The organism is Amycolatopsis sp. A1MSW2902 (assembly GCF_017312175.1).
Lineage (GTDB): Bacteria > Actinomycetota > Actinomycetes > Mycobacteriales > Pseudonocardiaceae > Amycolatopsis > Amycolatopsis nivea.
Genome location: NZ_QJPO01000001.1, coordinates 8,753,357 through 8,773,394 on the forward strand (window position 1 = coordinate 8,753,357; position 20,038 = coordinate 8,773,394).

The window sequence follows — 20,038 nt, forward strand, 5'->3', positions numbered from 1 at the left end:
CCCAATGTGGCGTTCGGTGCGTGGGACGCAACCAATGTGGCGTTCGGTGCGTGGGACGCAACCAATGTGGCATTGGGGCCAGCACCCCGGCGGCCGCGGCTGGCGGGGGTGGGCCGTGAAGGGCTCCTTGAGGGAATCCAGGTCTGTGAAGGGGTCCCTCACGGACTCGCTCGGGTCGTGAGCGGGTCGTGAGGGGAACCTTCAGGGAATCAGGTTCCCTCAGGGTGGCCCTCACGTACGCGAAAGGGTCGTGAGGGGAACCCTGGGGGAATCAGCGGCTGTGAGGGTGGCCCTCAGGACAAGGGGGGATTAGCGGGGGCGGGGCAGGTCGCCGAAGAGGGAGCCTTGTTCGCCTAGTGTGCGGGCGCGGCCGTTGGGGCGGCCTAGGCCTGCGGCCATTGCTACGGCGTTGTCCCACTCTGGGTCGGCCAGGTATTCGGTGTGTTTCAGGACTCCGGGGGCCCAGCGGCTGCGGCCGTCGGGGGCTCGCAGGGGGTCGGGGACCCAGTGGTCGCCGCCGAGGATGAGGACTCCTGCGTCGTCTGGGGTGGTTTCCAGGGCGCCCCATTTGCCGTCCGGGAGGTAGCCCTCGCCCAGCAGGTGGCCGTTGCTCGTTTGGTGGCGCCAGGTCGTTACGCCGCCGCCGAAGATGTCGGTGCCTCGGCACAGTGCGCGCCAGCGGCCGTCCAGTGACGAGAACAAGTCGGCCAGCGAATCTTGCGGCAGGACGGCGGGGAAGGCGCGCTGGTAGCCCCACTGCAAGGGGGAGCCTGCGGTGAGGAGGCCGACTCGGTCGCGTTCGTTCGGGGAGAGTTCGGCGCTGAGTTGAGCTGCCGTGAGCACGGTGAGGATGCTGCCCAGGTTCAGGCCGGACAGGACGACTCGCGTGCCTGGCTCGGTGAGGTGTTCCTTGACTCGTGCCGCCAGTTCGGGGACGACCTTCAGCGCGTAGCAAGGGGGTACGCCGGGGTGGGCGGCGCGCGGCCAGAACGAGACCAGGTCCGCCAGGGCGCCCAGGTGGCGGCTCCGTTGAGGGGAGCGAGCGGCGGAGTAGACCACTCGCAGCAGACCGGCGGCCAGCGCGCCTAGGGCGAATACGCCGATCGCCGACACGGTGGTGAACCAGCCTGGCTGCAGGTTGAAGCCGAACCGCACGACCAGCAGTGCGATCGCGCCGACGCAGAGGCCCAGCGCGACGATCACGGCCAGGTGGTGCAGGTGGCGGCGTTCCCAAGCCGAGCGGGCCCAGGCTCGGGCGGCGTCTTGTTCTTGTTGTTCGTCGTGTTCCATCAGTTCGACGATGGGCGGGATGCCGCGTCGGCGACGGCGCAGCGGGACGGCGATGGCGTACCCGGCGATGGCGAGCAGGGCCATCAGGCCCAGACCGCCGCCCCACAGGACGGTGACCAGGTCATACGTCGTCGGCAGGGCCAGTTTCTCCGCGCGGAGAAGTTTTCGGATGGCGATCGCCAGACCGGCGCCGAAACCGCCGCCGAGGAGGCCCGCGAGTGCGAGTACCGGGGCCGCTGCCCAGCCGCCGAGCCACGGGCGGAGCCGGCGTGGGCGGTCGCGCCAGGCGGAGCGGGCCAGCAGTGCCGACGGGATCAGCGCGAGTGCGAACAGCAGGGTGACGACGAGCAGAGCGCCGCCGAGTCCTTCGACGGTGTTGTCGACGCCGGGCAACCGGTTGTCGACGGGCGCGGCCAGCACGGTGGCGAAGATGACCAGCAGCGTCGCGAAGGTGATCAAGCTTCGGCGCGCGATGGTGCCGGTGTCGCTGCCGATCGCGCCTCCGAGCAAAACTGCGAGGACCAGGGCGAGGGTGCAGATCCACGCGATCAACTGCGGGATTTTCGTGGGCACGTGGAAGGGGCCGCCCAGCAGAAGCAAGGAGATGCAGGCGAGTGCGGCGACTGCGTGTGTCGCGGACATTCCGGGCGCTTCCGGATCGGCGCGCAACCGCATCGGGACGCCCTGGCGGACGGGAGGATCGGGCGGGCGGACTCGCCAGTTCGTCGACGAGATCCGGTGCAGGGCGTAGACCAGCGCGAGGAGCACGGCGACCCCGACGCCGATCCGCAGCGGTCCCTTGCGCAGTTCGGGGGTCACCCAGGTGAGGCAGGCGCGTCCGGGCGCCAGGCATTGCGTCGCGACGAGGTCCAGCACCGCCGCCGCGACCTGGCTGACCAGCAGCATGGTGAGCAGCACCGCGGCGATCCGCAGCAGGCCGCGGCACAGGCCGCCGAGCCAGCGGCCGCGGTGGACCGGCGGCAGCATCCAGAACGCGACGTTCGCCAGCGAGAACGGGAACAGCAGCGCCCAAGCGGCCTTCGCGACGCCACCGGACGTCATGCCGCTCCACAGGTAGCCTTCGACGGTGCGCGGGATCGACCGGCCGAGCGCGGGCACCACCGGACCGGGAGCCGGGCGCCGCAGCCGGTCGGCCGGGCGCACCACGCGGCCGAGTTCGTCGCCGGCGACGTCGACGGTCTGGACCGTGTCGAGGAGCGTCTCGCCGCTCGTGCCCACGAGTCCGGACACCCTCATTTCGACGATGCGGGTGTCAGGGCCGGGGAGCGGGGCGGGCACGGTGGTTCTCTCCTCATCCGTTCGAGTCAGGGTCGAGCCGACAACGGTACTGTTCAGGTGCCATCAAACCTTGGAGGAACCGCACTATGACCCCCGAAAGCGTTGTCAAGCGGCACGACACCCGGGGCGGCCTCGAATTCGCCGTCGCCGATCTCGAGGCCGCGGAGTTCGGCCGGAAGGAGATCCGGCTCGCCGAGCACGAGATGCCCGGCCTGATGGCGCTGCGTCGCGAATACGCTGAGGTCTACCCGCTGCGCGGGGCGCGAATCGCCGGGTCGCTGCACATGACCGTGCAGACCGCGGTGCTGATCGAGACGCTGGTGGCGCTCGGCGCGGAGGTGCGCTGGGCCTCGTGCAACATTTTCTCCACCCAGGACCACGCCGCGGCCGCGGTCGTCGTCGGACCGCACGGCACGCCCGAGGAGCCCAAGGGCGTCCCGGTGTTCGCGTGGAAGGGCGAAACGCTCGAGGAATACTGGTGGTGCACTGAGCGGATGCTCACGTGGGAGGGCGAAGGCCCGAACATGATCCTCGACGACGGCGGCGACGCCACCATGCTGGTCCACAAGGGCACCGAGTACGAGAAGGCAGGCGTGGTCCCGCCCGCCGACGACGAGGATCCCGAGGAATGGAAGGTCTTCCTCGAGCTGCTGCGCGCGTCGGTCGCGGCGGACAAGGGCAAGTGGACCGCCATCGGGCAGAGCGTCAAGGGCGTCACCGAGGAGACCACCACCGGCGTGCTGCGGCTGTACCAGCTGGCGGCCGCGGGCGAACTGCTGTTCCCGGCGATCAACGTCAACGACTCGGTGACGAAGTCGAAGTTCGACAACCGCTACGGCATCCGCCACTCGCTGATCGACGGCATCAACCGCGGCACCGACGTCCTGATCGGCGGCAAGGTCGCGGTGGTCTGCGGCTACGGCGACGTCGGCAAGGGCGCGGCGGAATCGCTGCGCGGCCAGGGCGCCCGCGTGATCATCACCGAGATCGACCCGATCTGCGCACTGCAGGCGATGATGGACGGCTACGAGGTCAAGCGCCTGGAAACGGTGCTGGACGAGGGCGACATCTACGTCACCACCACGGGCAACAAGAACGTGGTGATGGTCGAGCACATGGCGCGGATGAAGCACCAGGCGATTGTCGGCAACATCGGCCACTTCGACAACGAACTCGACATGGCGGGCCTCGCCCGCTACCCGGGCGTGCGGCGCGTGAACATCAAGCCGCAGGTCGACGAATGGGTGTTCCCGGAAGGCAAGAGCATCCTGGTGCTGTCCGAGGGCCGGCTGCTGAACCTGGGCAACGCGACCGGGCACCCGAGCTTCGTGATGTCGAACAGCTTCGCCAACCAGGTCATCGCGCAGGTCGAACTCTTCACGAAGACCGAGGAGTACGATAAGGAGGTCTACCGGCTTCCGAAGAAGCTGGACGAAAAGGTCGCGCGGATCCACCTGGAAGCGCTGGGCGGCGAGCTGACGAAGCTGTCGAAGGAACAGGCGGAATACATCGACGTGGATGTCGAGGGTCCGTTCAAGTCTGAGCACTATCGTTACTGATTGCTGACGCTAAAGCCGCCCCGGAATGCGTTTCGGGGCGGCTTTTGCTATCTAGCGCGGATACCGCATCGTCAACACCGCAGTAGCCGGTCCGCCGATTCCTCGGTAAACATGGTCCGTCTCCGCGATAAACGTATGCGTCCCGGCAGCGGCAACCGTCACCGGCGCATCGATCGGCCCCACTTCAGCCGTCCCGGTCAATACCGTCAAAACCTCCCGCACCCCCGGGCTGTGCGGATGCGACACCTGAACCCGCTCGTGGATCGTGAGCCGGTACACCTCGGTCACGCCGTCCGGATCTTCCCACCGGCCAAGCAGTGTCGCCGCCACGCTGTCGCCATGCGCTTCAGCCACCCCGTCGTCGCCGAAGAGCAAGTCGCTCAGCGGGATCGACAGTGCGGTGGCGATCGCGAACAGCGTGTCCAACGTCGGGTTTCGGCGGCCGTTCTCCAGCTCCGACAGCGTTCCCTTGCCAAGGCCGCTGTCGGCGGCGAGCGTGGTCAGGCCGACGCCCGCGCGGGTGCGGAGCGTTCGGATGCGGGTACCGACCGCCGCGGCGAGGGCGCGGCCGTCCGGGGCGGGTGACGTCGACATTGGGCCTAGTCTAGTGTTCTGTTTACAGAACAGCTGGAGGTGTGCAGATGTCGGCAGTGCAAAACGTGCAGGACGCGCTCGACGAGGCGGGCGTCGAAGGCCGCGCGCGGACTCTTCCGCAGTCCACTCGGACGGCGGCCGAGGCGGCGGACGCGCTGGGCTGTCCGGTCGGCGCGATCGCGAACAGCCTGGTCTTCATGGCCGACGACGCCCCGCTGCTGGTCTTGACCAGTGGCGCGCACCGCGTCGACACCGAGGCGCTTGCCGCGCGGCTCGAGCGCGGCCGGATCCGCCGGGCCAAGCCGGACGAGGTGCGGGCGGCCACCGGGCAGGTGATCGGCGGGGTGTCGCCGGTCGGGCATCCGGCTCCGCTGGAGACCGTGGTCGACGAGGAGTTGCGGCAGTACACCGAGGTGTGGGCGGCGGCCGGTACGCCGAACGCCGTCTTCCCGACGACGTTCGACGAGTTGGTGCGGATCACCAAGGGCACGCCGCAGCGGGTGGACGGATAAAGCTCAGTTCCATTCCACCGCGATGCCGGCCAGCCCCGGCCCGGTGTCGCGGAAATACCCGCTCGTCACGCCGCCGGTGTCGCACGGCAATTCCTCCGCCTCGACCGGCAGCGCGTCGTCGCGGGCGCGGACCTCCCGGGTGATCCGGGCGGGCATCGCGGTGGGCGCGAACTGCAGTTGCAGCAGATAGCTCGCGCATTGGTCGCGCAGCATCCGGTAGTACCCGGGGAACGTCACGGCGGAATTGTCGTGGATTTCGAAGCAGAAAACGTGGATCTCGCCCTCGGCGAGCTTCCGGTCGAAAAGCAGCTCCGTCGCCATCGTCTCGCGCGCCGGATGCCTGCGGATCCGCCCGACGCGGCAGCCTTCCGCGGTGATCAGCTCGACGTCGTCGATCCGGCAGCCGGGGTCGCCGTTGTAGACCGCCACGTACCGGTCCGGTCCGTGCCGCCGCGCGCGGGTGACCAGCCGGGTCCGGAATTTCACCTGATGTTTCTGTTCGTCGATAGTGATCTGGTCGTGCACCGACAGCATCTCCAGGTCGGAGTTCGACTGCCGGGACGCTGGCGCCGCGCCGAGGTCGCTCATCAGCTGTTCGACGATCGCGCCCATCTCGCCCGAGCGCAGGTCGTGGAACGACGCCGCGGCCTGGTGCCCGCGCGGGCGCGCCGTGCGGGGGCCGATCAGCACCACGAGCGAGTCCGCGGGCAACTGCAGCACCGACTCCAGCGCGCGGACCGCGGGCAGCGCCTTCGGCACCTCCGGCTGGCGCAGCCCGCGCTGCCAGTAGCTCAGCGTCGACTGTCCGATGTGGACGCCGCGGAGCGCGAGATGCGCCCGCAGCCGGGCGAGCGACAGGCCGCGATGCGCGATCGCGAGCCGCAGCGCCTGGTGGAATTCACCGGATCGCAGTGCTTCGCCGAGCTCGGGCGGCAGTTCACCCGCGCCGCGCCGGCCAGGTTCCATGATCAGTGGGCCATCCCCGTCTCGTGCCACCGCTGTCCCTTCAACGCCGCCCGTGCGCTGGGCGTGAATGCCGCGGAACGTTCACGTTAGCAGCGCGCGGTAACGGGTCCGGCCCCCGTTTGGTGTGCTTGGCCACGGAAGGGTAACCGTTCCGTGTTCCACCGCGGACCCGGAACACCCTCGTCGCCGGACAGGCATCTTGCTCGGAGTGATCGACCGGTTCACCGTTGTGACCACCACTGGCCACGTCTAGGCGGGAGGTGCGTCATGGGTCTGGGGAAACCGAATCACGTGGGGAGCACTGCCGGGCGGGTCCGGCGGTCCTCGACCACTTGCCGAAGGCACGTCGGACGCTTGCTGCTCCTCGTGGCGTTCACGGGCCTGGCGTTGCCGGTGTCGGCTCCGGGCGCGGGCGCGGCGCAGCCCGCTGACACCGGCAACGCCCACCTTACGGCCGCACCGCGCAGCGAGGTGGTGCAGCGGGACGGCGGCCAGAGCACGCCGGCGCAGCCGCACGGCGACGACTGGATCCCGCTGCTCTGCCTCGCCGGACTGCTGGTCGCGGTGCCGGTCGGCTACCTCGGCTACGCCCGCGCCCGCCGAGAGACGGCCTGAGCACGCCACCAAGTATCTTCGACGGCGTGGGGCGACTGGTCGTAATCGAAGGTCTGGACGGCGCGGGCAAGCGGACGCTGTCCGAGGGGCTGACTGCTGCGCTGCAAGAGGCGGGCGCGAGCGTCGGCAGTCTCGCCTTCCCGCGTTACGGTCGCAGCGTGCACGCCGATCTGGTGCGGGAAGCGCTGCATCGCGGGCATGGCGACCTCGCCGACTCGGTGTACGGAATGGCGTTGCTCTACGCCCTCGATCGCAGCGGTGCGGCCGACGAGATCCGCGCGCTGCTCGAGGCCAACGACGTCGTCCTGCTGGATCGTTACGTCGCCTCAAACGCCGCGTACGCCGCCGCGCGCCTGCGCGAGCACGCGGATGGCGCTGTGGTGCAGTGGGTTTGGGACATCGAGGTCACGCGGTTCGGGCTGCCCCGGCCGGACGCGCACCTGCTGCTGCGGGTGAGCCCGGAGGTTGCCGCCGAGCGGGCAGTCCGCCGGGCGGAGTCGGACGCGGCGCGGGCGCGGGACGCGTTCGAGTCGGACGATTCGCTGCAGCAGCGTTGCGCCGCGGTGTACGACGAACTGGCCGCGGCTTCGTGGCTCGCGCCGTGGCATGTGCTGGACGGCGTGGCTGGCGTTGATCTGCCGATGCTGGCGAAGTCTCTGCTCGCTTAACCGAGCGCCGCGGTCGCTTTGCGCAATTCGCTGAGCACTTCGTCGGCCAGCGCCCCGAACTCCCGCCGGTTCCCTGCCTCGACCCAGCGGTGGAAAGCCGTCCCGAATGCCAGGCAGCCCAGTTCCGCGGCGACGCGTGCGGTCGGCTCGCTGATTCCGCGTGCCGCGAGTGCGTCGTGCATGGCCTGGACCATCTTGGTGCGCTTGAGCAATTCGCGTTCGAGCAGCTCGCTGTTCGCCGCCACGACCGGCTGCCTCGCCCGGGCCTGAGCCAGCCGCTCGCCGGTGAAAACCGCCGCTGCGGCATCCAATGCCCCGCCGACCGCTTCGAACGGCGTCGCGCCCGCTGGCGTCCCGGCAATGCCCTCGGAGAACAGCCGGGTCAGTTCCTCCTGCCCGCCGAACAGCACCTCGCGCTTGTCGGCGAAATGGCGGAAGAAGGTCCGTTTCGTGAGCCCGGCGCGTTCGGCGATTTCGGCGACCGTGGTCTGGTCGTATCCGCGTTCGGTGAACAGGTCGAGCGCGGCCCGCTCCAGGCGTTGGCGTGCGTTCGGTTCCCAGCGGCCCATGCCGCCCAGTCTAGGTGATGACACCGGATGACATCAGGCGTACGGTGATGGCACTAGGTGTCATCAACTGTGGAAGGACAGCCCATGCGGGTTTTCGTCACCGGGGCCAGCGGCCACGTCGGCTCGGCCCTCGTTCCCGAACTGCTCTCCGCCGGACACGAGGTGGTCGGGCTCGCCCGGTCGGACGCCTCCGCCGCGGCGCTCGCCGAACGCGGTGCGCAGGTGCGGCGCGGCGACCTCGACGATCTGGACGGCCTGCGCGAAGCGGTGGCCGAGGCGGACGGCGTCGTGCACTTGGCGTTCAAGCACGACCTGATGGCCAGCGGCGAGTTCGGCGCGGCGGTCGAAGCGGATCTGTCCGCGCTGAAGACGCTCGGCGAGGCTCTCGCCGGCACCGGCAAGCCACTGGTATCGACCTCCGGAACCCTGATGTTCGCCGGGCTCGGCCGCGCTGGCACCGAGGACGACCGGCTCCCCGGCGGCCCGCGCGTGGACGCGGAGAACTACGTGCTCGGGCTCGCTGACCGCGGTGTCCGGTCGTCAGTCGTGCGGCTGCCGCCGTCGGTGCACAGTTCGCTCGACAAGCACGGCTTCGTCCCGACCATGATCCGCTTCGCTCGCGCGGCCGGGGTTTCGCCGTACGTCGGCGAGGGCGCCAACCGCTGGTCCGCCGGGCACACGCTCGACGCGGCCCGGCTCTACCGGCTGGCCCTGGAGAAGGCTCCTGCCGGCACGATGCTGCACGCCGTCGGCGACGAAGCCATCTCGCTCCGGCAGATCGCCGAGACGATCGGTGCGCGGCTCGGTGTTCCGGTGAAGTCCATCGCGCCGGAGGAAGCCGCGGCGCACTTCTCGTTCCTGGCGCCGATGGTGCAGTCGGACGCGCCGACGTCCGCCGCGCGCACGCGTGAACTCCTCGACTGGAAGCCGGAACACCCTGGCCTGCTTGAAGATCTCGCCGAAGAGCACTACTTCGCTACGGCGTGAACCTCGCCGGATCGAACAGCGAGATCGGGTGCCGCGTCTCGCCGTCCACCACCAGGTCGGCGAGGATTTCCCCGACCACCGGCACGAATTTGAAGCCGTGCCCGGAAAACCCGGACGCCACGACCACGCGCGGATGCCGCGGGTGCGGGGCGATCACGAAATGCTCGTCCGGGGTGTTCGTGTAGAGGCAGGTCGCCGCGCGGCGGAAGGTCGCCGGGAGTGTCGGGATCCGGGAGCCGACGACGTCGGCGACCGCGCGCACCTCGTCGTCGTGGATCCGCCGGTCGATCGTGTCGGCGGTGCACGGCGTGCCGCCAAGGTGCACGGCGACTTTGACGCCTTGCGTGGTGTGCGCGGGAAAACCGTAGAACTGGCCGCCTTCGGCGGTTTCCCAAAGATAGACGGGATGATCGGTGAACGGCCGCACGTCGGCCGGTTCGAACCAGTACTGGACCTGGCGGCGCACCTCGAAATCGACGCCTAGATCCGCGAGCAGTACGGGTGCCCAAGCGCCGGGGCACAGCACGAGCCGCTCGGCGGTGTAGTAGCTCGAAGCGGTGCCGACGCGCACCCCGGTTTCCGTGGTGGTCCACGTGAATACCTGCTCCTCGTGGTGCAATTCGGCACCGTGGCGCGCGGCGAGTTGCAGGTGGGCGGCGACGCTTCCTTCGGGCGACACGAAACCGGCGCCCGGTTCCCACAGCGCCACCTCGTCGTCGGCCGGGGTGATGGTGGGGAACCGGTGCCGGATCTCGGCCGCGTCCAGGATTTCGTGCGGGATGTCGAACTTCTCCGCGGAAAGCGTGCTGCCCGCGATCGTGCGCGACTCCGGCGGTCCGCCCATCACCGCGCCGCAGCGGGTGAACAGCGACCGCCCGGAGTCGCGTTCGAGTTCGTCCCACATCTCGTGCGCGCGTAGCAGCAGCGGTACGTAATCCGGACCTTCGAGGTACGCCTGCCGCGTGATCCGCGAGCCGCCGTGGCTCGAACCGAGGTTGTGCACTGGCGCGAACTGGTCGATCCCGAGCACCTTCTGGCCCCGCTGCGCCAGTCGGTAGGCGGCAGCGCTGCCCATTCCGCCGAGGCCGATCACGATCACGTCGTAGTGCGTCATTCACTGCTCCTCAACGGTTCCGCGGCCACCTTCGCCGCGAGCCGTTTCCCGAAGTACTCGATTTCCACCGGCGTCCGCGGCCTGGCGTCCTCGACGGGAAGCCAGGCGTAGGCGAGGTTTTTGTCGACGGTGTAGCCGTACGCGCCGCTCGTGACGTATCCCGTCGGGCGGCCGTCGACGTACACCGGCTCCCGGCCTTGCATCACCGAATGTGGATCGTCAACGGTCAAGCACGCCAGTTTCCGCCGTACCGTCGCGGGAGAACGGTGGAGAAGCGTGTCCCGGCCGAGGAAGTAGCCCTTGTCCATCCGCACCGCGAACCCGAGACCCGCCTCGTACGGATCGTGCTCGGTGGTCACGTCGACGCCGCAGTTCCGGTGGCCCTCCTCCATCCGGAGGCTGCGCAGCGCGTCCTCTCCGGCCGCGACGATCCCGTACGGCTGCCCGGCCGACCAGACCGCGTCCCACAGCGCCCGCCCGAGATCCGCGCCGGTGTGCAGCTCCCAGCCGGGTTCGCCCACGTCAGACCCGCGCAGCACGGTCACCGGCACGTCGCCGACGTACGTCTGCCACGCGCGCGAGTCCGATGTGGACAGTTCGGGCAGCACCTGTTCGGCGAGCGGTCCCCACAAGCCGAGGCAGCAGGTACCGCCGGTGGTTTCGCGCAGCTGGACCGAGCCGTCGCCGGGCAGATGACGGCGCAGCCAGGCGACGTCCCGATGATGGTGCGCGGCGACGTGGAACCGCTCCAAGCCAAGCCGGGCGACCGTCAGATCGCTGCGGATCCCGCCGTCTTCGCCGAGCAGCAACGTGCTGGTGACCGAACCGGGCGGCCGGTCGAGCTGGTTCGTGGTCATCGTCTGCAGGAACGGCAGCGCGCCGCGGCCGGTGATCTCCAGCCGTCGCCGCGGGGTCAGATCGAACAACGCCACCCGGCTCCGGGCCGCGACTGCTTCCGCGCGGCTGCCGGACGAGTACCGCTGCGGCCGCGCCCAGCCGTCCACCTCGCGGAACTCCGCGCCCAGCGCGACTTCGCGCTGGTAACAGGGCGTGGTCCGCACCAGTTCCGTCGCCGGTCGCTGATGGCCCGCCGCACTCAGGCTCCGCTCCCGCACCCGGCCGGGCGCGAGCTGCAGCCGATCGAACCGGGCGAGGTCGACGGAGTGCAGGTCAAGGTGCGCTTGCCCCTCGATCAGCCAGCGCGTCAGCTCCCGCGCGACTCCGGCGGACCAGGCGCAGTCCACCGCTTCGGCGACCCAGAACCCGTCGAGCTCCGGATGTTCGCCCAGCAGCGGCAACCCGTCCGGCGTGCCCGGGACCAGCTGCCGGACGCCTTCCTCGACCTTCGCGTCGGCGAGCGCGGGCACTAGTCCGAGCGCGGCCGTCCACGATTCCTCGAAGCCCGCCGGAGCGAACTCTGCGTCGGCCTCGACCGGACCCAGCACGCTGATGCCCAGCCGGTCGACGTGCTCGCGCAGCGACAGCCCAGCTCCGCGCAGGATCGGTTTGTCCGCCTCGGTGAAGTGGTCGTTGTCCCCGGCGAGCTGCGCCAACGGCGTGGTCCGCGCGTGCTCGACGGCGATCGGCACTACCGGCACGGCGAGGTCGACCAGTCGGCCGAACTGCGGTGCGCGTACTCCGGCGCAGGAGATGACCACGTCGGCGCGGAACCGATCGGTCGCGGTCGCCACGGCGGTCACCCGGCCCGCCGTGCGCACGATCTCGACAATCTCTTGCCCAGTAAGGAATTTCGCGCCCCGCTCCTTCGCGCGGCGGGCCTGAGCGAGCGCCGCGCGGATCGGTTTGACCAGCCCGTCGCCGGGAATGTGCAGGCCGCCGAACACCTTCGCGGAGTCGAGCAGCGGATGCAGTTGCGCGCATTCGCCCGGTTCGCGCAGGTAGCCGCGCACGCCGGACGACGTCGCCCAGCCAAGCCGTTGCCGCAGCCGGGAAAGCTGCTCGGGCGTGGTCGCGAGCTCCAGGCTCCCGACCGGCTGGAAACACCAGCCGCCGTCGACGGTCAGCCCGCTGTACTTCTCCGCGGTGTACTTGGCGAACTCGGACGCCGTGCGGTCGGCGTGCGTGCGGAAGAGCAGCCCCGGTCCGGCCGAGGCGAGCGCCGGTTCCGGTTCGAGGACGGTGACGTCCGTCCAGCCGCGTCCGGTCAGCTCGTCGGCGACCGCGCAGCCGAGGAGCCCGGCGCCGAGCACAACCACCCGCGGTCGCACTGCCATCGCGAGGTACCTCCTGCCTGCCGGCCGTCGCGGACGGCCCGGCTCGGGACGAGACAGGCATGCCGGAACGCCCCCGCCGGGGAACGGACGCGTTGCGGATGGAGATCGATGTTCCGTCTGCTGCAACTCACAAATTGCGGGATCGCGGGCGTGCTGTCAAGAGAGCCGCCGCGGCCGCCGGGGTCACGCGGAAAAGTAGCCGAGCTGAGCGGAAAGCTCCCGCGCCGCTTCCGCCATCGGCGCGACGATCTGCCGGATCCGCTGTTTGGACAGCCGGTAGGACGGACCGGACGCGCTCATCGCCGCGACGACCTCGCCGCCGGGGCCGCGCACCGGCACCGCGACCGCGTGCATGCCCAGTTCCAGCTCCTCGAACGAGGCCGCGTAGCCGTCCTCGGCGACGCGGTCCAGTTCGGCCGCCAGCTCGTCCCGGTCGACCGTGGTGCGCGGCGTGTACTGCTCTAATTCGTGCGCGAGCATCCGCTTGCGCTCGGCGTCGTCCATCGCGGCGAGCAGGACCTTGCCGCTGGACGTGGCGTGCAGCGGCGTGCGCTGCCCGGTCCAGTTCTGCGTGGTGATCGCCGCCGACCCGCGCGCCTGGCTGATGTTGATCGCGACGCCGTCGTCGGCGATCGCGATGTTGACCGTCTCGCCCAGTTCCTCGGCGAGCGACTGGCAGGTCTGCCTGCCGAGCTTCGCCAGGTCCATCCGGCCGGTCGCGGCGCCCGCCAGCCGGACGACGCCGAACCCGATCGCGTACTTGCCGCGTTCGCCCAGCTGCTCGACCAGCCCGTGCGCCTCCAGCACGCTCAGCAGCCGGGACGCGGTGGACTTGTGCACGCCCAGCTCGCCCGCGATCTCGGTGATGCCCGTTTCGCCGTTGCGGGCCAGCAGCTCCAGGACGGTGATCGCCCGGTCGACGGACTGCACCGCGCTTCCCGTTGCGTTTCCCGAGTCCTGGTTCCGCATAGCGCAACAGTAACCGCTCGGCTGCGATCTGTTCGGCTGAGCGGGCGAATCCGGCCGCGGCCGGGCGCCCGAGGCGTCCGGATGGCCCAACCGGGTCGGTGATCTTGATCTTTCCGGTGGTCAAACGCGCGGGTCGTGCGCACGGGTGCGGGAGGTAGTGCGAACATGTGGTCATGAAGGCACGTGTCTTGGTGGTCGACGACGACCCGGCGCTGGCGGAGATGCTCACCATCGTCCTGCGCGGCGAAGGGTTCGACACCGCGGTGGTCGCGGACGGTTCGCGCGCGCTTCCCGCGCTGCGGGAGCTGAAACCGGACCTGGTCCTGCTCGACCTCATGCTGCCCGGCATGAACGGCATCGACGTGTGCAAAGCGATCCGCGCCGAGTCCGGCGTGCCGATCGTCATGCTCACCGCGAAGAGCGACACCGTGGACATCGTGCTCGGGCTCGAGTCCGGCGCCGACGACTACGTGGTCAAGCCGTTCAAGCCGAAGGAACTCGTCGCCCGCGTGCGCGCCCGGATGCGCCGCACCGAGGCCGAGCCCGCCGAATCGCTCACCATCGGCGATCTCGCGATCGACGTTCCCGGACACGAGGTCACCCGCGACGGCAAGGCGATCCCGCTGACGCCGCTCGAGTTCGACCTGCTCGTGGCGCTGGCCCGCAAGCCGCGCCAGGTGTTCACCCGCGAGGTGCTGCTCGAACAGGTGTGGGGCTACCGGCACGCGGCCGACACCCGGCTGGTGAACGTGCACGTCCAGCGCCTTCGCTCGAAGGTGGAGAAGGATCCGGAGCACCCTGAGGTGGTGCTGACGGTGCGCGGGGTCGGGTACAAGGCCGGCCCGCCGTGATTGTGCGATGACCGGTTTCGCGGGGCGGCTCCGCGCCGCCGCCCGCGCCACGGCTCGGCTTTCGGCCCGGGTCGTGGTTTTCGCACGCCGCCGCGCGGTGGCGTTCAACGAGCTGTGGAAGCACTCGCTGCAGTTCCGCGTCACGATCTCGACGCTCGCGCTGTCCTCGGCCGTGGTGTTCGTGCTGGGCATGGTCCTGCAGAACCAGATCACCGAACGGCTGCTGGACACCAAACGCCGCGCCGCGATCGAGCAGACCCAGGCGCTGGCCGACACCGCAACGCGCGAACTGGTCGGGATCGGCGGCGAGTCCCCGGAGGCGCTGCACACGCGCCTGCAGAACGCGCTCAAGAAGATCTCGACCACGTCCTCGTCGCGCGCGGGTTCCACCGCGGGCACCTTCGAGCCGGTGCTGGCCAGCGTCGGCCGCGGCCAGTCGGACGCCGACCCGGTGTACGTCGGGCCGTTCCCCGCGGTGCCGGAGCGGCTGCGCCAGTTCGTCGAGGCCGACCATCTCGCCCGGCTTGAGCACACTGTCGACGAGAACGGCGTCCGGACCACTTACTTGATCGTCGGCACTCCGCTGTCGACCGCGGCCAGTCCGCTGCAGCTGTACTTGCTGTTCCCGCTCACCAGCGAGCAGACCACCGTGTCGACAGTGCAGAACACGCTGTTCGTCGCCGGGATCGTGCTGCTGCTGTTGCTTGCCGGCATCACGAACCTGGTGGTCCGGCAGGTGGTCCGGCCGGTCCGGCAAGCCGTCGCGGCGGCCGAGCAGTTCGCCGGCGGCGACCTCGACCAGCGGCTCGCCGTCGTGGGCGAGGACGACCTCGCCAAACTCGCGGTGTCCTACAACAGCATGGCGGCCAGCATCCAGAACCAGATCCGCCAGCTCGAGGAATTCGGCGGGCTGCAGCGCCGGTTCACCTCCGACGTGTCGCACGAGCTGCGCACCCCGCTGACCACCGTGCGGATGGCCGCCGACGTGCTGCACGCCTCCCGCGAGCAGTTCCCGCCCGGCCTCGCCCGCTCGACCGAACTGCTGGTCGACGAGCTCGACCGGTTCGAGGCACTGCTCGGCGACCTGCTGGAGATCAGCAGGCTCGACGCGGGCGTCGAGGAGCTGTCGGCGGAGTACATCGACGTGCGGCCGATCGCGACGCGCGCGGTCGAGCAGGTGCGGGTGCTCGCCGGGACCGCGGGCAGCGCGGTCGAACTGGTGCTGCCGGATGAGGACACCTCCGCCGAGGTGGACGCGCGGCGCATCGAACGGATCCTGCGCAATCTGCTCGCCAACGCCGTCGACCACAGCGAGGGCAAACCCGTGGTGCTGACGGTCGCGGTGAACGAGTCCGCGGTCGCGATCACCGTCCGGGACTACGGCGTCGGCCTGCGGGCGGGGGAGGCCGACCTGGTGTTCAACCGGTTCTGGCGCGCCGACCCGTCGCGCAACCGGCGCACCGGCGGCACCGGGCTCGGCCTCGCGATCAGCCAGGAGGACGCGCGGCTGCACGGCGGCGTCCTCGACGCGTGGGGCGAGCCGGGACACGGCGCGTGCTTCCGGCTCGTGGTGCCGCGCAGGCAAGGCGTGCCGATCGCGGACAGCCCGCTGGTGCTGCCGCCGCCGGACGCCGTTTCGGAGATCACGCTGTCGCCGTCGTCGGTCGCCGAACTGCATCCCGCGCCGGAGGCGATCCTCGCCGATCCGGCGCCGGACCGGGAGGAGGTCGGTCAGTGAGGCGAGTGCTCGTCCTTCTCGCCTGCGCACTGGTGCTCGTGAGCTGCGCGAACGTTCCGCAGGAATCGCTGCCGGTCGTGGTGTCGGTCGAAAAGGCGCCCCAGCAGGCCAACAACGCGCCGGAACCGCCGGCCAACGCCGAACCGCTCGACATCGTGCGGCTGTTCATCAAGGCCAACGCCGATCCGCGGTCGGGCAACGCGGCCTCGCGGGCGTTCCTCGACGACAAACAGCGCGGCGCGTGGCGGCCGAACCGCTCGTTCACGATCATCGACAAGACCTTCAGCACGGTCTACGACCCGACGGCCAGCACCGGCGCCACCACCACGCCCACTCCGTCGTCGACCGCGCCGGACCCGAACGTCCGCACGGTCACCGTGCGCGGTTCGGTGCTCGGCACGCTGAGCGCGGATTCCGCGTTCATCCCCGGCAGCGGTCCGGCCGAACAGACCTTCCAGGTGCGCAAGCAGGCCGACGGGCAATGGCGGATCTCCAGCCCGCCCCCGCCGGTGCTGCTGGTGACCGACGACGAGTTCGACGGCAACTACAACCCGGTCGTGGTGAGCTTCTACTCGCCCGACTCCGGATCCTTCGCGCCGGATCTGCGCTACGTCCCGGCGAAACCGCAGTCGGGCATGCCGGGACGGGTGATGGACCTGATCCTCCAGGGCCCGTCCGCCGGGCTCACCGGCGCGGTGAAAAACCTGTTCGGCGACGGGGTGTCGCTCGAGAACAACGTGAAGAACAACGACGACGGCTCGCTGACCGTGCAGTTGAGCGGACTCACCGGCGTCGGCGCGGACACGCGGTCCCTGATCGCCGCGCAGATCGTGCTGTCCATGCAGACGGTCACGTCCACGCGGATCCGGCTGCTCGCCGACGGCGCGCCGCTCGTGGCGGGTCACGAGTACTGGCGCAGCACCGATTTGCCCTCGTACAACGCTTCCTCGTCGCCGAACGGGCTGATGACGGTCGGCGGCCGGGTCCGGTCGCTGAGCGACGGCGCGCCGATCCCGGGCGCGGTGGGCAACGGCGCGTACCCGGTGGTGAGCGCGGCCGAGTCGATCGACGGCAAACGCCTCGCGGTGGTCGAGCAGGACGGCGACCGCGTGCGGCTGCGCATCGGCGACCTCGGCCGCGACCTGCCGACGGTCGACCTCGGCGGCGGTTCGCTGAGCCGCCCGACCTGGCGTCCGGCACAGGCCGGGGCCGGGCCGTCGAACGAGGTGTGGACGGTCGTCGACCATTCGATCATCGCGCGGATGGTCCTCGACCCGAACGGCCACTGGCTGCGCCAGAGCGTCAACGCGAACGACCTGCTGGCGCTGGGGTCGATCGGCGTCCTGCGGCTTTCCCGGGACGGCGCCCGCGTGGCCGCGACGGTGAACGGCCAGCTGGTCGTGGCGTCGGTGGTGCGCAGTGGCGACACGGTCACCTTGCGCGAGCCGCGGGTGCTGCAGCCCGGCGTGCTCACTGACGTGCTGGACGTGGACTGGGGCTCGACGCCGGACACCCTGGTTGCCGCGACGTCCTCGCCCTCGCAGCCGGTCCAGCGGCTGTCGATCGACGGACGGCGGATGGACGCTTACAACAGCTCGAACCTCACCGCGCCGGTGCGGGCGGTCGCGTCCGCCCCGAGCCAGCCGATCGTGGTCGCGGACGCCGGGGGCCTGTGGACGGCGACCGAACTGGGCGAGGTGTGGCGGCCGCAGGCGCACTCGATGCAGAACGCGGATCCGTTCTATCCGGGGTGATTTCCGGGCTCCGGTGCTCGCGCGGCCGAAAACTGTCGGTGGTCGGGTGCACACTCGGAGTCATGTTGCTGAGACTGCTCTTGAACCTGCTCCTGCCGACCTACTGCGCAGGCTGTGAAACCCGCGGCGCGCCCGTGTGCGCCGGATGCTCCACGACGTGGGGGTCCCCCACTGCGGTATTCCGCGCGCCTTTGGCAGCGCTGGTCCCGGCCTACGCCTTGGCTCGCTACACGGGTGCCGCCAAGCGAATCTTGATCGCCTGCAAGGAACGCCGCCGTCGGGACGTTGCCCCGTTTTTGGGCCGGGTACTGGCGGCCGGGCTGACGGCGTTGCCTTCCGGCGGTCCTCGCGCCAGTCCTTGGTGCCTGGTTCCAGCGCCGAGCCGCCGGATCGCTTCACGGGTGCGCGGCGGTCCGCACGTCCAGCGAATCGCCTCGGAAGCCGCTCGGCTGACGGGAGCGTATGTCGCGCCTGCCCTGGTGCTGAAGGGCGGGCGGGACGCGGTCGGGCTGAGCAGGGCGGAACGGACGGCCAATCTGGAGGGACGGCTGCGATTCGCCGAGGCAGGGCGTCCGCCGCCGGGCACGCGGGTCGTGGTGGTGGACGACGTGATCACCACAGGCGCCACGTCCGCCGCATGCGTCACGGCGTTGAAAAACGCGGGCGTGCCGGTGGTGGCGGTGCTGGCCCTGCTGGCGACAGTCTGAAGGGAGCCTGTCCCACGTTGAAAGGCGGTCTGCCCCACTTCCGGAACCCGGATGTGCCTTGGCCGTGCGCGTTTCGGGGACCCGGGCGTGCCCTGGCGTGCGCGGATCCGGACCCGGATGTGCCTTGGCCGTGCGCGTATCGGGAACCTGAGCGTGCTCTGGCCGTGCGCGAATCGGGAGCCCGAGCGCGCCCCTGGCCGCCCGCGAATCCGCCGCGCGCCCCAGTTCGGCGAGCGCGGAAACCGAAATCCGGTTACGCGGAAACCGATCCTCCACTCCGTGTCCGGCCAAAACGGAACGATTCCAAAAACCGTCCGCCCGAAAACGTCCGTCCGCTTTCTCGCCGGGGAGGCAACTCGCGTTCGCATGCCCACTACCGCCAGGTGTCACCTACACGAGTGATGTCAAGAGGGAACCTCCTCTCCTCGTCGCCCGTTGTCGGGGCATGAGGGTCGAGGCCGGAATCACCCCCGCGACGGGGCAGTCCACCGAGGTGGCGGCTGTGCTGCAGGGGCCGGTCACCCTCGGCGTCCGAGGTGCCGCTCTGTTGAGCCGTCCGCGTGAAACTTGGGCACGCGCGCTCGGCCTTCCGAGCGGCGGTTCCGGGCTGCGCACGCATGATTCACTGCGCCCCGTGACGAGTTCCCGGATCGTGACATCCCCCGGCTCGGGGGCTGTTGCGGACGGCGTGATGAAGCTAACGTGCTCCGCTATCAGCAATACCCGCAGGCAGGGAGGTGTGCAGCCCATGTCCCTGGCGCCGGCGGCCCGCTGAGTCCGCGTTCGCGCTACCGCCACGAGACGTCGTGATCCGGTCGCGAATTCTTTATCAGCCCGCCGAACCCGTGCAGTAGCCGTTCAGTACCGGTGCCGTGAGAACACAACAGCTCGCAGTTTCCTCAGCGAGGGAGGTCGTGTATGGACATCGTCGTTAAGGGCCGCAACGTGGAGGTGCCCGAGCATTACCGGGCGCTTGTCAGCGAAAAGCTGGCCCGCCTTGAGCGCTACGACAAGAAGGTCATCCGCTACGACGTGGAGCTCTTCCACGAGCCCAACCGCAGGCAGGCCAAGAGCTGCCAGCGCGTCGAGATCACCGGGAAGGGCCGCGGTCCGGCTGTTCGCGCGGAAGCGAGCGCAGCCGACTTCTACGCAGCGCTCGACTCCGCCGTCACCAAGCTGGAAAACCGGCTCCGGCGGACACACGACCGCAGGCGCGTGCATTACGGACGCAGCCGTCCGGAGTCGGTCGCCGAGGCGACCTCGATGGTCGGCGGATCCGATGCCGTCGCCGGGCCCGCCATGGGCACGGCCGTCCTGGACGCACCCGACGCGACCGAACCCATGGTGAACGGTTTCGCGGCGACGAGTGCGGGCGACATTCCCCGGCAGGGGCGCTGGGAAGACGAGGACCTGGGCCATCAGCCCGGCCGCGTCGTCCGCGAGAAGCAACACGACGCGGATCCCATGACGGTGGACCAGGCTCTCTACGAGATGGAGCTGGTCGGCCACGACTTCTACCTGTTCAACGACTCCGAGGCCGGCCGGCCGAGTGTCGTCTACCGGCGAAAGGGCTTCGACTACGGCGTGATCCGGCTGGGCTGATCCAGCCAGG

The 20,038-nt window shown here is 70.0% G+C and carries 17 protein-coding genes; 10 read left to right on the forward strand and 7 right to left on the reverse strand.

The window, feature by feature from the left end; genetic code table 11:
* Positions 1 to 309: 309 nt before the first annotated feature.
* Positions 310 to 2,547 carry a hypothetical protein gene (locus DMP23_RS41015; RefSeq protein WP_337824504.1) on the reverse strand — a complete coding sequence of 746 codons (2,238 nt, stop codon included), beginning with the start codon at positions 2,545 to 2,547 and terminating at the stop codon, positions 310 to 312.
* Between the two features lie 128 nt (positions 2,548 to 2,675).
* Between DMP23_RS41015 and ahcY the strand changes: the two genes are divergently transcribed.
* Positions 2,676 to 4,148 (forward strand): adenosylhomocysteinase, encoded by a 1,473-nt coding sequence (ahcY, locus tag DMP23_RS41020; RefSeq protein ID WP_134666987.1) that lies wholly within the window; start codon positions 2,676 to 2,678, stop codon positions 4,146 to 4,148.
* Positions 4,149 to 4,199: 51 nt separating this feature from the next.
* Here ahcY and DMP23_RS41025 read toward each other — a convergent pair whose 3' ends face one another.
* Positions 4,200 to 4,742: a helix-turn-helix domain-containing protein gene (locus DMP23_RS41025; RefSeq protein ID WP_337824173.1), complete on the reverse strand. Its 543-nt coding sequence runs from the start codon at positions 4,740 to 4,742 to the stop codon at positions 4,200 to 4,202.
* A 47-nt stretch (positions 4,743 to 4,789) separates the two neighbouring features.
* On the opposite strand from DMP23_RS41025, the gene DMP23_RS41030 reads away from it, so the two are divergent.
* On the forward strand, positions 4,790 to 5,254 hold the full coding sequence (locus tag DMP23_RS41030) for a YbaK/EbsC family protein (RefSeq protein ID WP_337824174.1): 465 nt from the start codon (positions 4,790 to 4,792) through the stop codon (positions 5,252 to 5,254).
* Between the two features lie 3 nt (positions 5,255 to 5,257).
* On the opposite strand, the gene DMP23_RS41035 is transcribed toward DMP23_RS41030, so the two are convergent.
* Entirely contained in the window at positions 5,258 to 6,220 is a 963-nt protein-coding gene (locus DMP23_RS41035) for a hypothetical protein (protein ID WP_240014178.1), read from the reverse strand.
* A gap of 366 nt (positions 6,221 to 6,586) precedes the next feature.
* On the opposite strand from DMP23_RS41035, the gene DMP23_RS41040 reads away from it, so the two are divergent.
* Both DMP23_RS41040 and DMP23_RS41045 read left to right on the forward strand, forming a co-directional pair.
* Positions 6,587 to 6,835, forward strand: coding sequence for a hypothetical protein (locus DMP23_RS41040; protein ID WP_205670142.1), 249 nt, complete (start codon positions 6,587 to 6,589; stop codon positions 6,833 to 6,835).
* A 26-nt stretch (positions 6,836 to 6,861) separates the two neighbouring features.
* On the forward strand, positions 6,862 to 7,503 hold the full coding sequence (locus DMP23_RS41045; RefSeq protein ID WP_337824175.1) for a dTMP kinase: 642 nt from the start codon (positions 6,862 to 6,864) through the stop codon (positions 7,501 to 7,503).
* On the opposite strand, the gene DMP23_RS41050 is transcribed toward DMP23_RS41045, so the two are convergent.
* Entirely contained in the window at positions 7,500 to 8,072 is a 573-nt protein-coding gene (locus tag DMP23_RS41050; protein ID WP_336157347.1) for a TetR/AcrR family transcriptional regulator, read from the reverse strand. The two genes, DMP23_RS41045 and DMP23_RS41050, sit on opposite strands and share 4 nt — an antisense overlap.
* 84 nt (positions 8,073 to 8,156) lie before the next feature.
* Here DMP23_RS41050 and DMP23_RS41055 point away from each other — a divergent pair, with 84 nt between their 5' ends.
* Complete coding sequence (locus DMP23_RS41055; protein WP_337824176.1) at positions 8,157 to 9,059, forward strand: SDR family oxidoreductase; 903 nt, start codon at positions 8,157 to 8,159, stop codon at positions 9,057 to 9,059.
* Here DMP23_RS41055 and solA read toward each other — a convergent pair.
* From solA to DMP23_RS41070, 3 genes are all read right to left on the reverse strand, one after another.
* Entirely contained in the window at positions 9,049 to 10,173 is a 1,125-nt protein-coding gene (solA, locus tag DMP23_RS41060; RefSeq protein WP_134728082.1) for an N-methyl-L-tryptophan oxidase, read from the reverse strand. The genes DMP23_RS41055 and solA overlap by 11 nt on opposite strands.
* Positions 10,170 to 12,407, reverse strand: a complete 2,238-nt coding sequence (locus tag DMP23_RS41065; protein ID WP_337824177.1) for an FAD-dependent oxidoreductase — start codon at positions 12,405 to 12,407, stop codon at positions 10,170 to 10,172. The genes solA and DMP23_RS41065 overlap by 4 nt, the downstream gene beginning before the upstream one ends.
* 183 nt (positions 12,408 to 12,590) lie before the next feature.
* Positions 12,591 to 13,376: an IclR family transcriptional regulator gene (locus DMP23_RS41070; RefSeq protein ID WP_037816581.1), complete on the reverse strand. Its 786-nt coding sequence runs from the start codon at positions 13,374 to 13,376 to the stop codon at positions 12,591 to 12,593.
* Positions 13,377 to 13,549: 173 nt separating this feature from the next.
* Between DMP23_RS41070 and mtrA the strand changes: the two genes are divergently transcribed.
* The 5 genes from mtrA (at position 13,550) to hpf (ending at position 20,028) form a co-directional block, all read left to right on the forward strand.
* Positions 13,550 to 14,227 (forward strand): MtrAB system response regulator MtrA, encoded by a 678-nt coding sequence (gene mtrA / locus DMP23_RS41075; RefSeq protein ID WP_037355684.1) that lies wholly within the window; start codon positions 13,550 to 13,552, stop codon positions 14,225 to 14,227.
* 7 nt (positions 14,228 to 14,234) lie between these two features.
* The gene (gene mtrB, locus DMP23_RS41080; protein ID WP_134666969.1) at positions 14,235 to 15,965 is read left to right on the forward strand and encodes an MtrAB system histidine kinase MtrB; all 1,731 of its coding nucleotides are present in this window, start codon (positions 14,235 to 14,237) and stop codon (positions 15,963 to 15,965) included.
* The gene (locus DMP23_RS41085; protein ID WP_037816578.1) at positions 15,962 to 17,719 is read left to right on the forward strand and encodes an LpqB family beta-propeller domain-containing protein; all 1,758 of its coding nucleotides are present in this window, start codon (positions 15,962 to 15,964) and stop codon (positions 17,717 to 17,719) included. The genes mtrB and DMP23_RS41085 overlap by 4 nt, the downstream gene beginning before the upstream one ends.
* Before the next feature lie 62 nt (positions 17,720 to 17,781).
* On the forward strand, positions 17,782 to 18,426 hold the full coding sequence (locus DMP23_RS41090) for a ComF family protein (protein ID WP_134728084.1): 645 nt from the start codon (positions 17,782 to 17,784) through the stop codon (positions 18,424 to 18,426).
* A 918-nt stretch (positions 18,427 to 19,344) separates the two neighbouring features.
* Positions 19,345 to 20,028 carry a ribosome hibernation-promoting factor, HPF/YfiA family gene (gene hpf / locus DMP23_RS41095; RefSeq protein ID WP_037816576.1) on the forward strand — a complete coding sequence of 228 codons (684 nt, stop codon included), beginning with the start codon at positions 19,345 to 19,347 and terminating at the stop codon, positions 20,026 to 20,028.
* Positions 20,029 to 20,038 lie beyond the last annotated feature (10 nt).

Bases quoted from the DNA above. Each gene is read 5' to 3' on its own strand.
- DMP23_RS41015 (WP_337824504.1), bottom strand. From the start codon at position 2,547: ATGAGGGTGTCCGGACTCGTGGGCACGAGCGGCGAGACGCTCCTCGAC.
- ahcY (WP_134666987.1), top strand. From the start codon at position 2,676: ATGACCCCCGAAAGCGTTGTCAAGCGGCACGACACCCGGGGCGGCCTC.
- DMP23_RS41025 (WP_337824173.1), bottom strand. From the start codon at position 4,742: ATGTCGACGTCACCCGCCCCGGACGGCCGCGCCCTCGCCGCGGCGGTC.
- DMP23_RS41030 (WP_337824174.1), top strand. From the start codon at position 4,790: ATGTCGGCAGTGCAAAACGTGCAGGACGCGCTCGACGAGGCGGGCGTC.
- DMP23_RS41035 (WP_240014178.1), bottom strand. From the start codon at position 6,220: ATGGAACCTGGCCGGCGCGGCGCGGGTGAACTGCCGCCCGAGCTCGGC.
- DMP23_RS41050 (WP_336157347.1), bottom strand. From the start codon at position 8,072: ATGGGCCGCTGGGAACCGAACGCACGCCAACGCCTGGAGCGGGCCGCG.
- DMP23_RS41055 (WP_337824176.1), top strand. From the start codon at position 8,157: ATGCGGGTTTTCGTCACCGGGGCCAGCGGCCACGTCGGCTCGGCCCTC.
- solA (WP_134728082.1), bottom strand. From the start codon at position 10,173: ATGACGCACTACGACGTGATCGTGATCGGCCTCGGCGGAATGGGCAGC.
- DMP23_RS41065 (WP_337824177.1), bottom strand. From the start codon at position 12,407: ATGGCAGTGCGACCGCGGGTGGTTGTGCTCGGCGCCGGGCTCCTCGGC.
- DMP23_RS41070 (WP_037816581.1), bottom strand. From the start codon at position 13,376: ATGCGGAACCAGGACTCGGGAAACGCAACGGGAAGCGCGGTGCAGTCC.
- mtrA (WP_037355684.1), top strand. From the start codon at position 13,550: ATGAAGGCACGTGTCTTGGTGGTCGACGACGACCCGGCGCTGGCGGAG.
- mtrB (WP_134666969.1), top strand. From the start codon at position 14,235: ATGACCGGTTTCGCGGGGCGGCTCCGCGCCGCCGCCCGCGCCACGGCT.
- DMP23_RS41090 (WP_134728084.1), top strand. From the start codon at position 17,782: ATGTTGCTGAGACTGCTCTTGAACCTGCTCCTGCCGACCTACTGCGCA.
- hpf (WP_037816576.1), top strand. From the start codon at position 19,345: ATGGACATCGTCGTTAAGGGCCGCAACGTGGAGGTGCCCGAGCATTAC.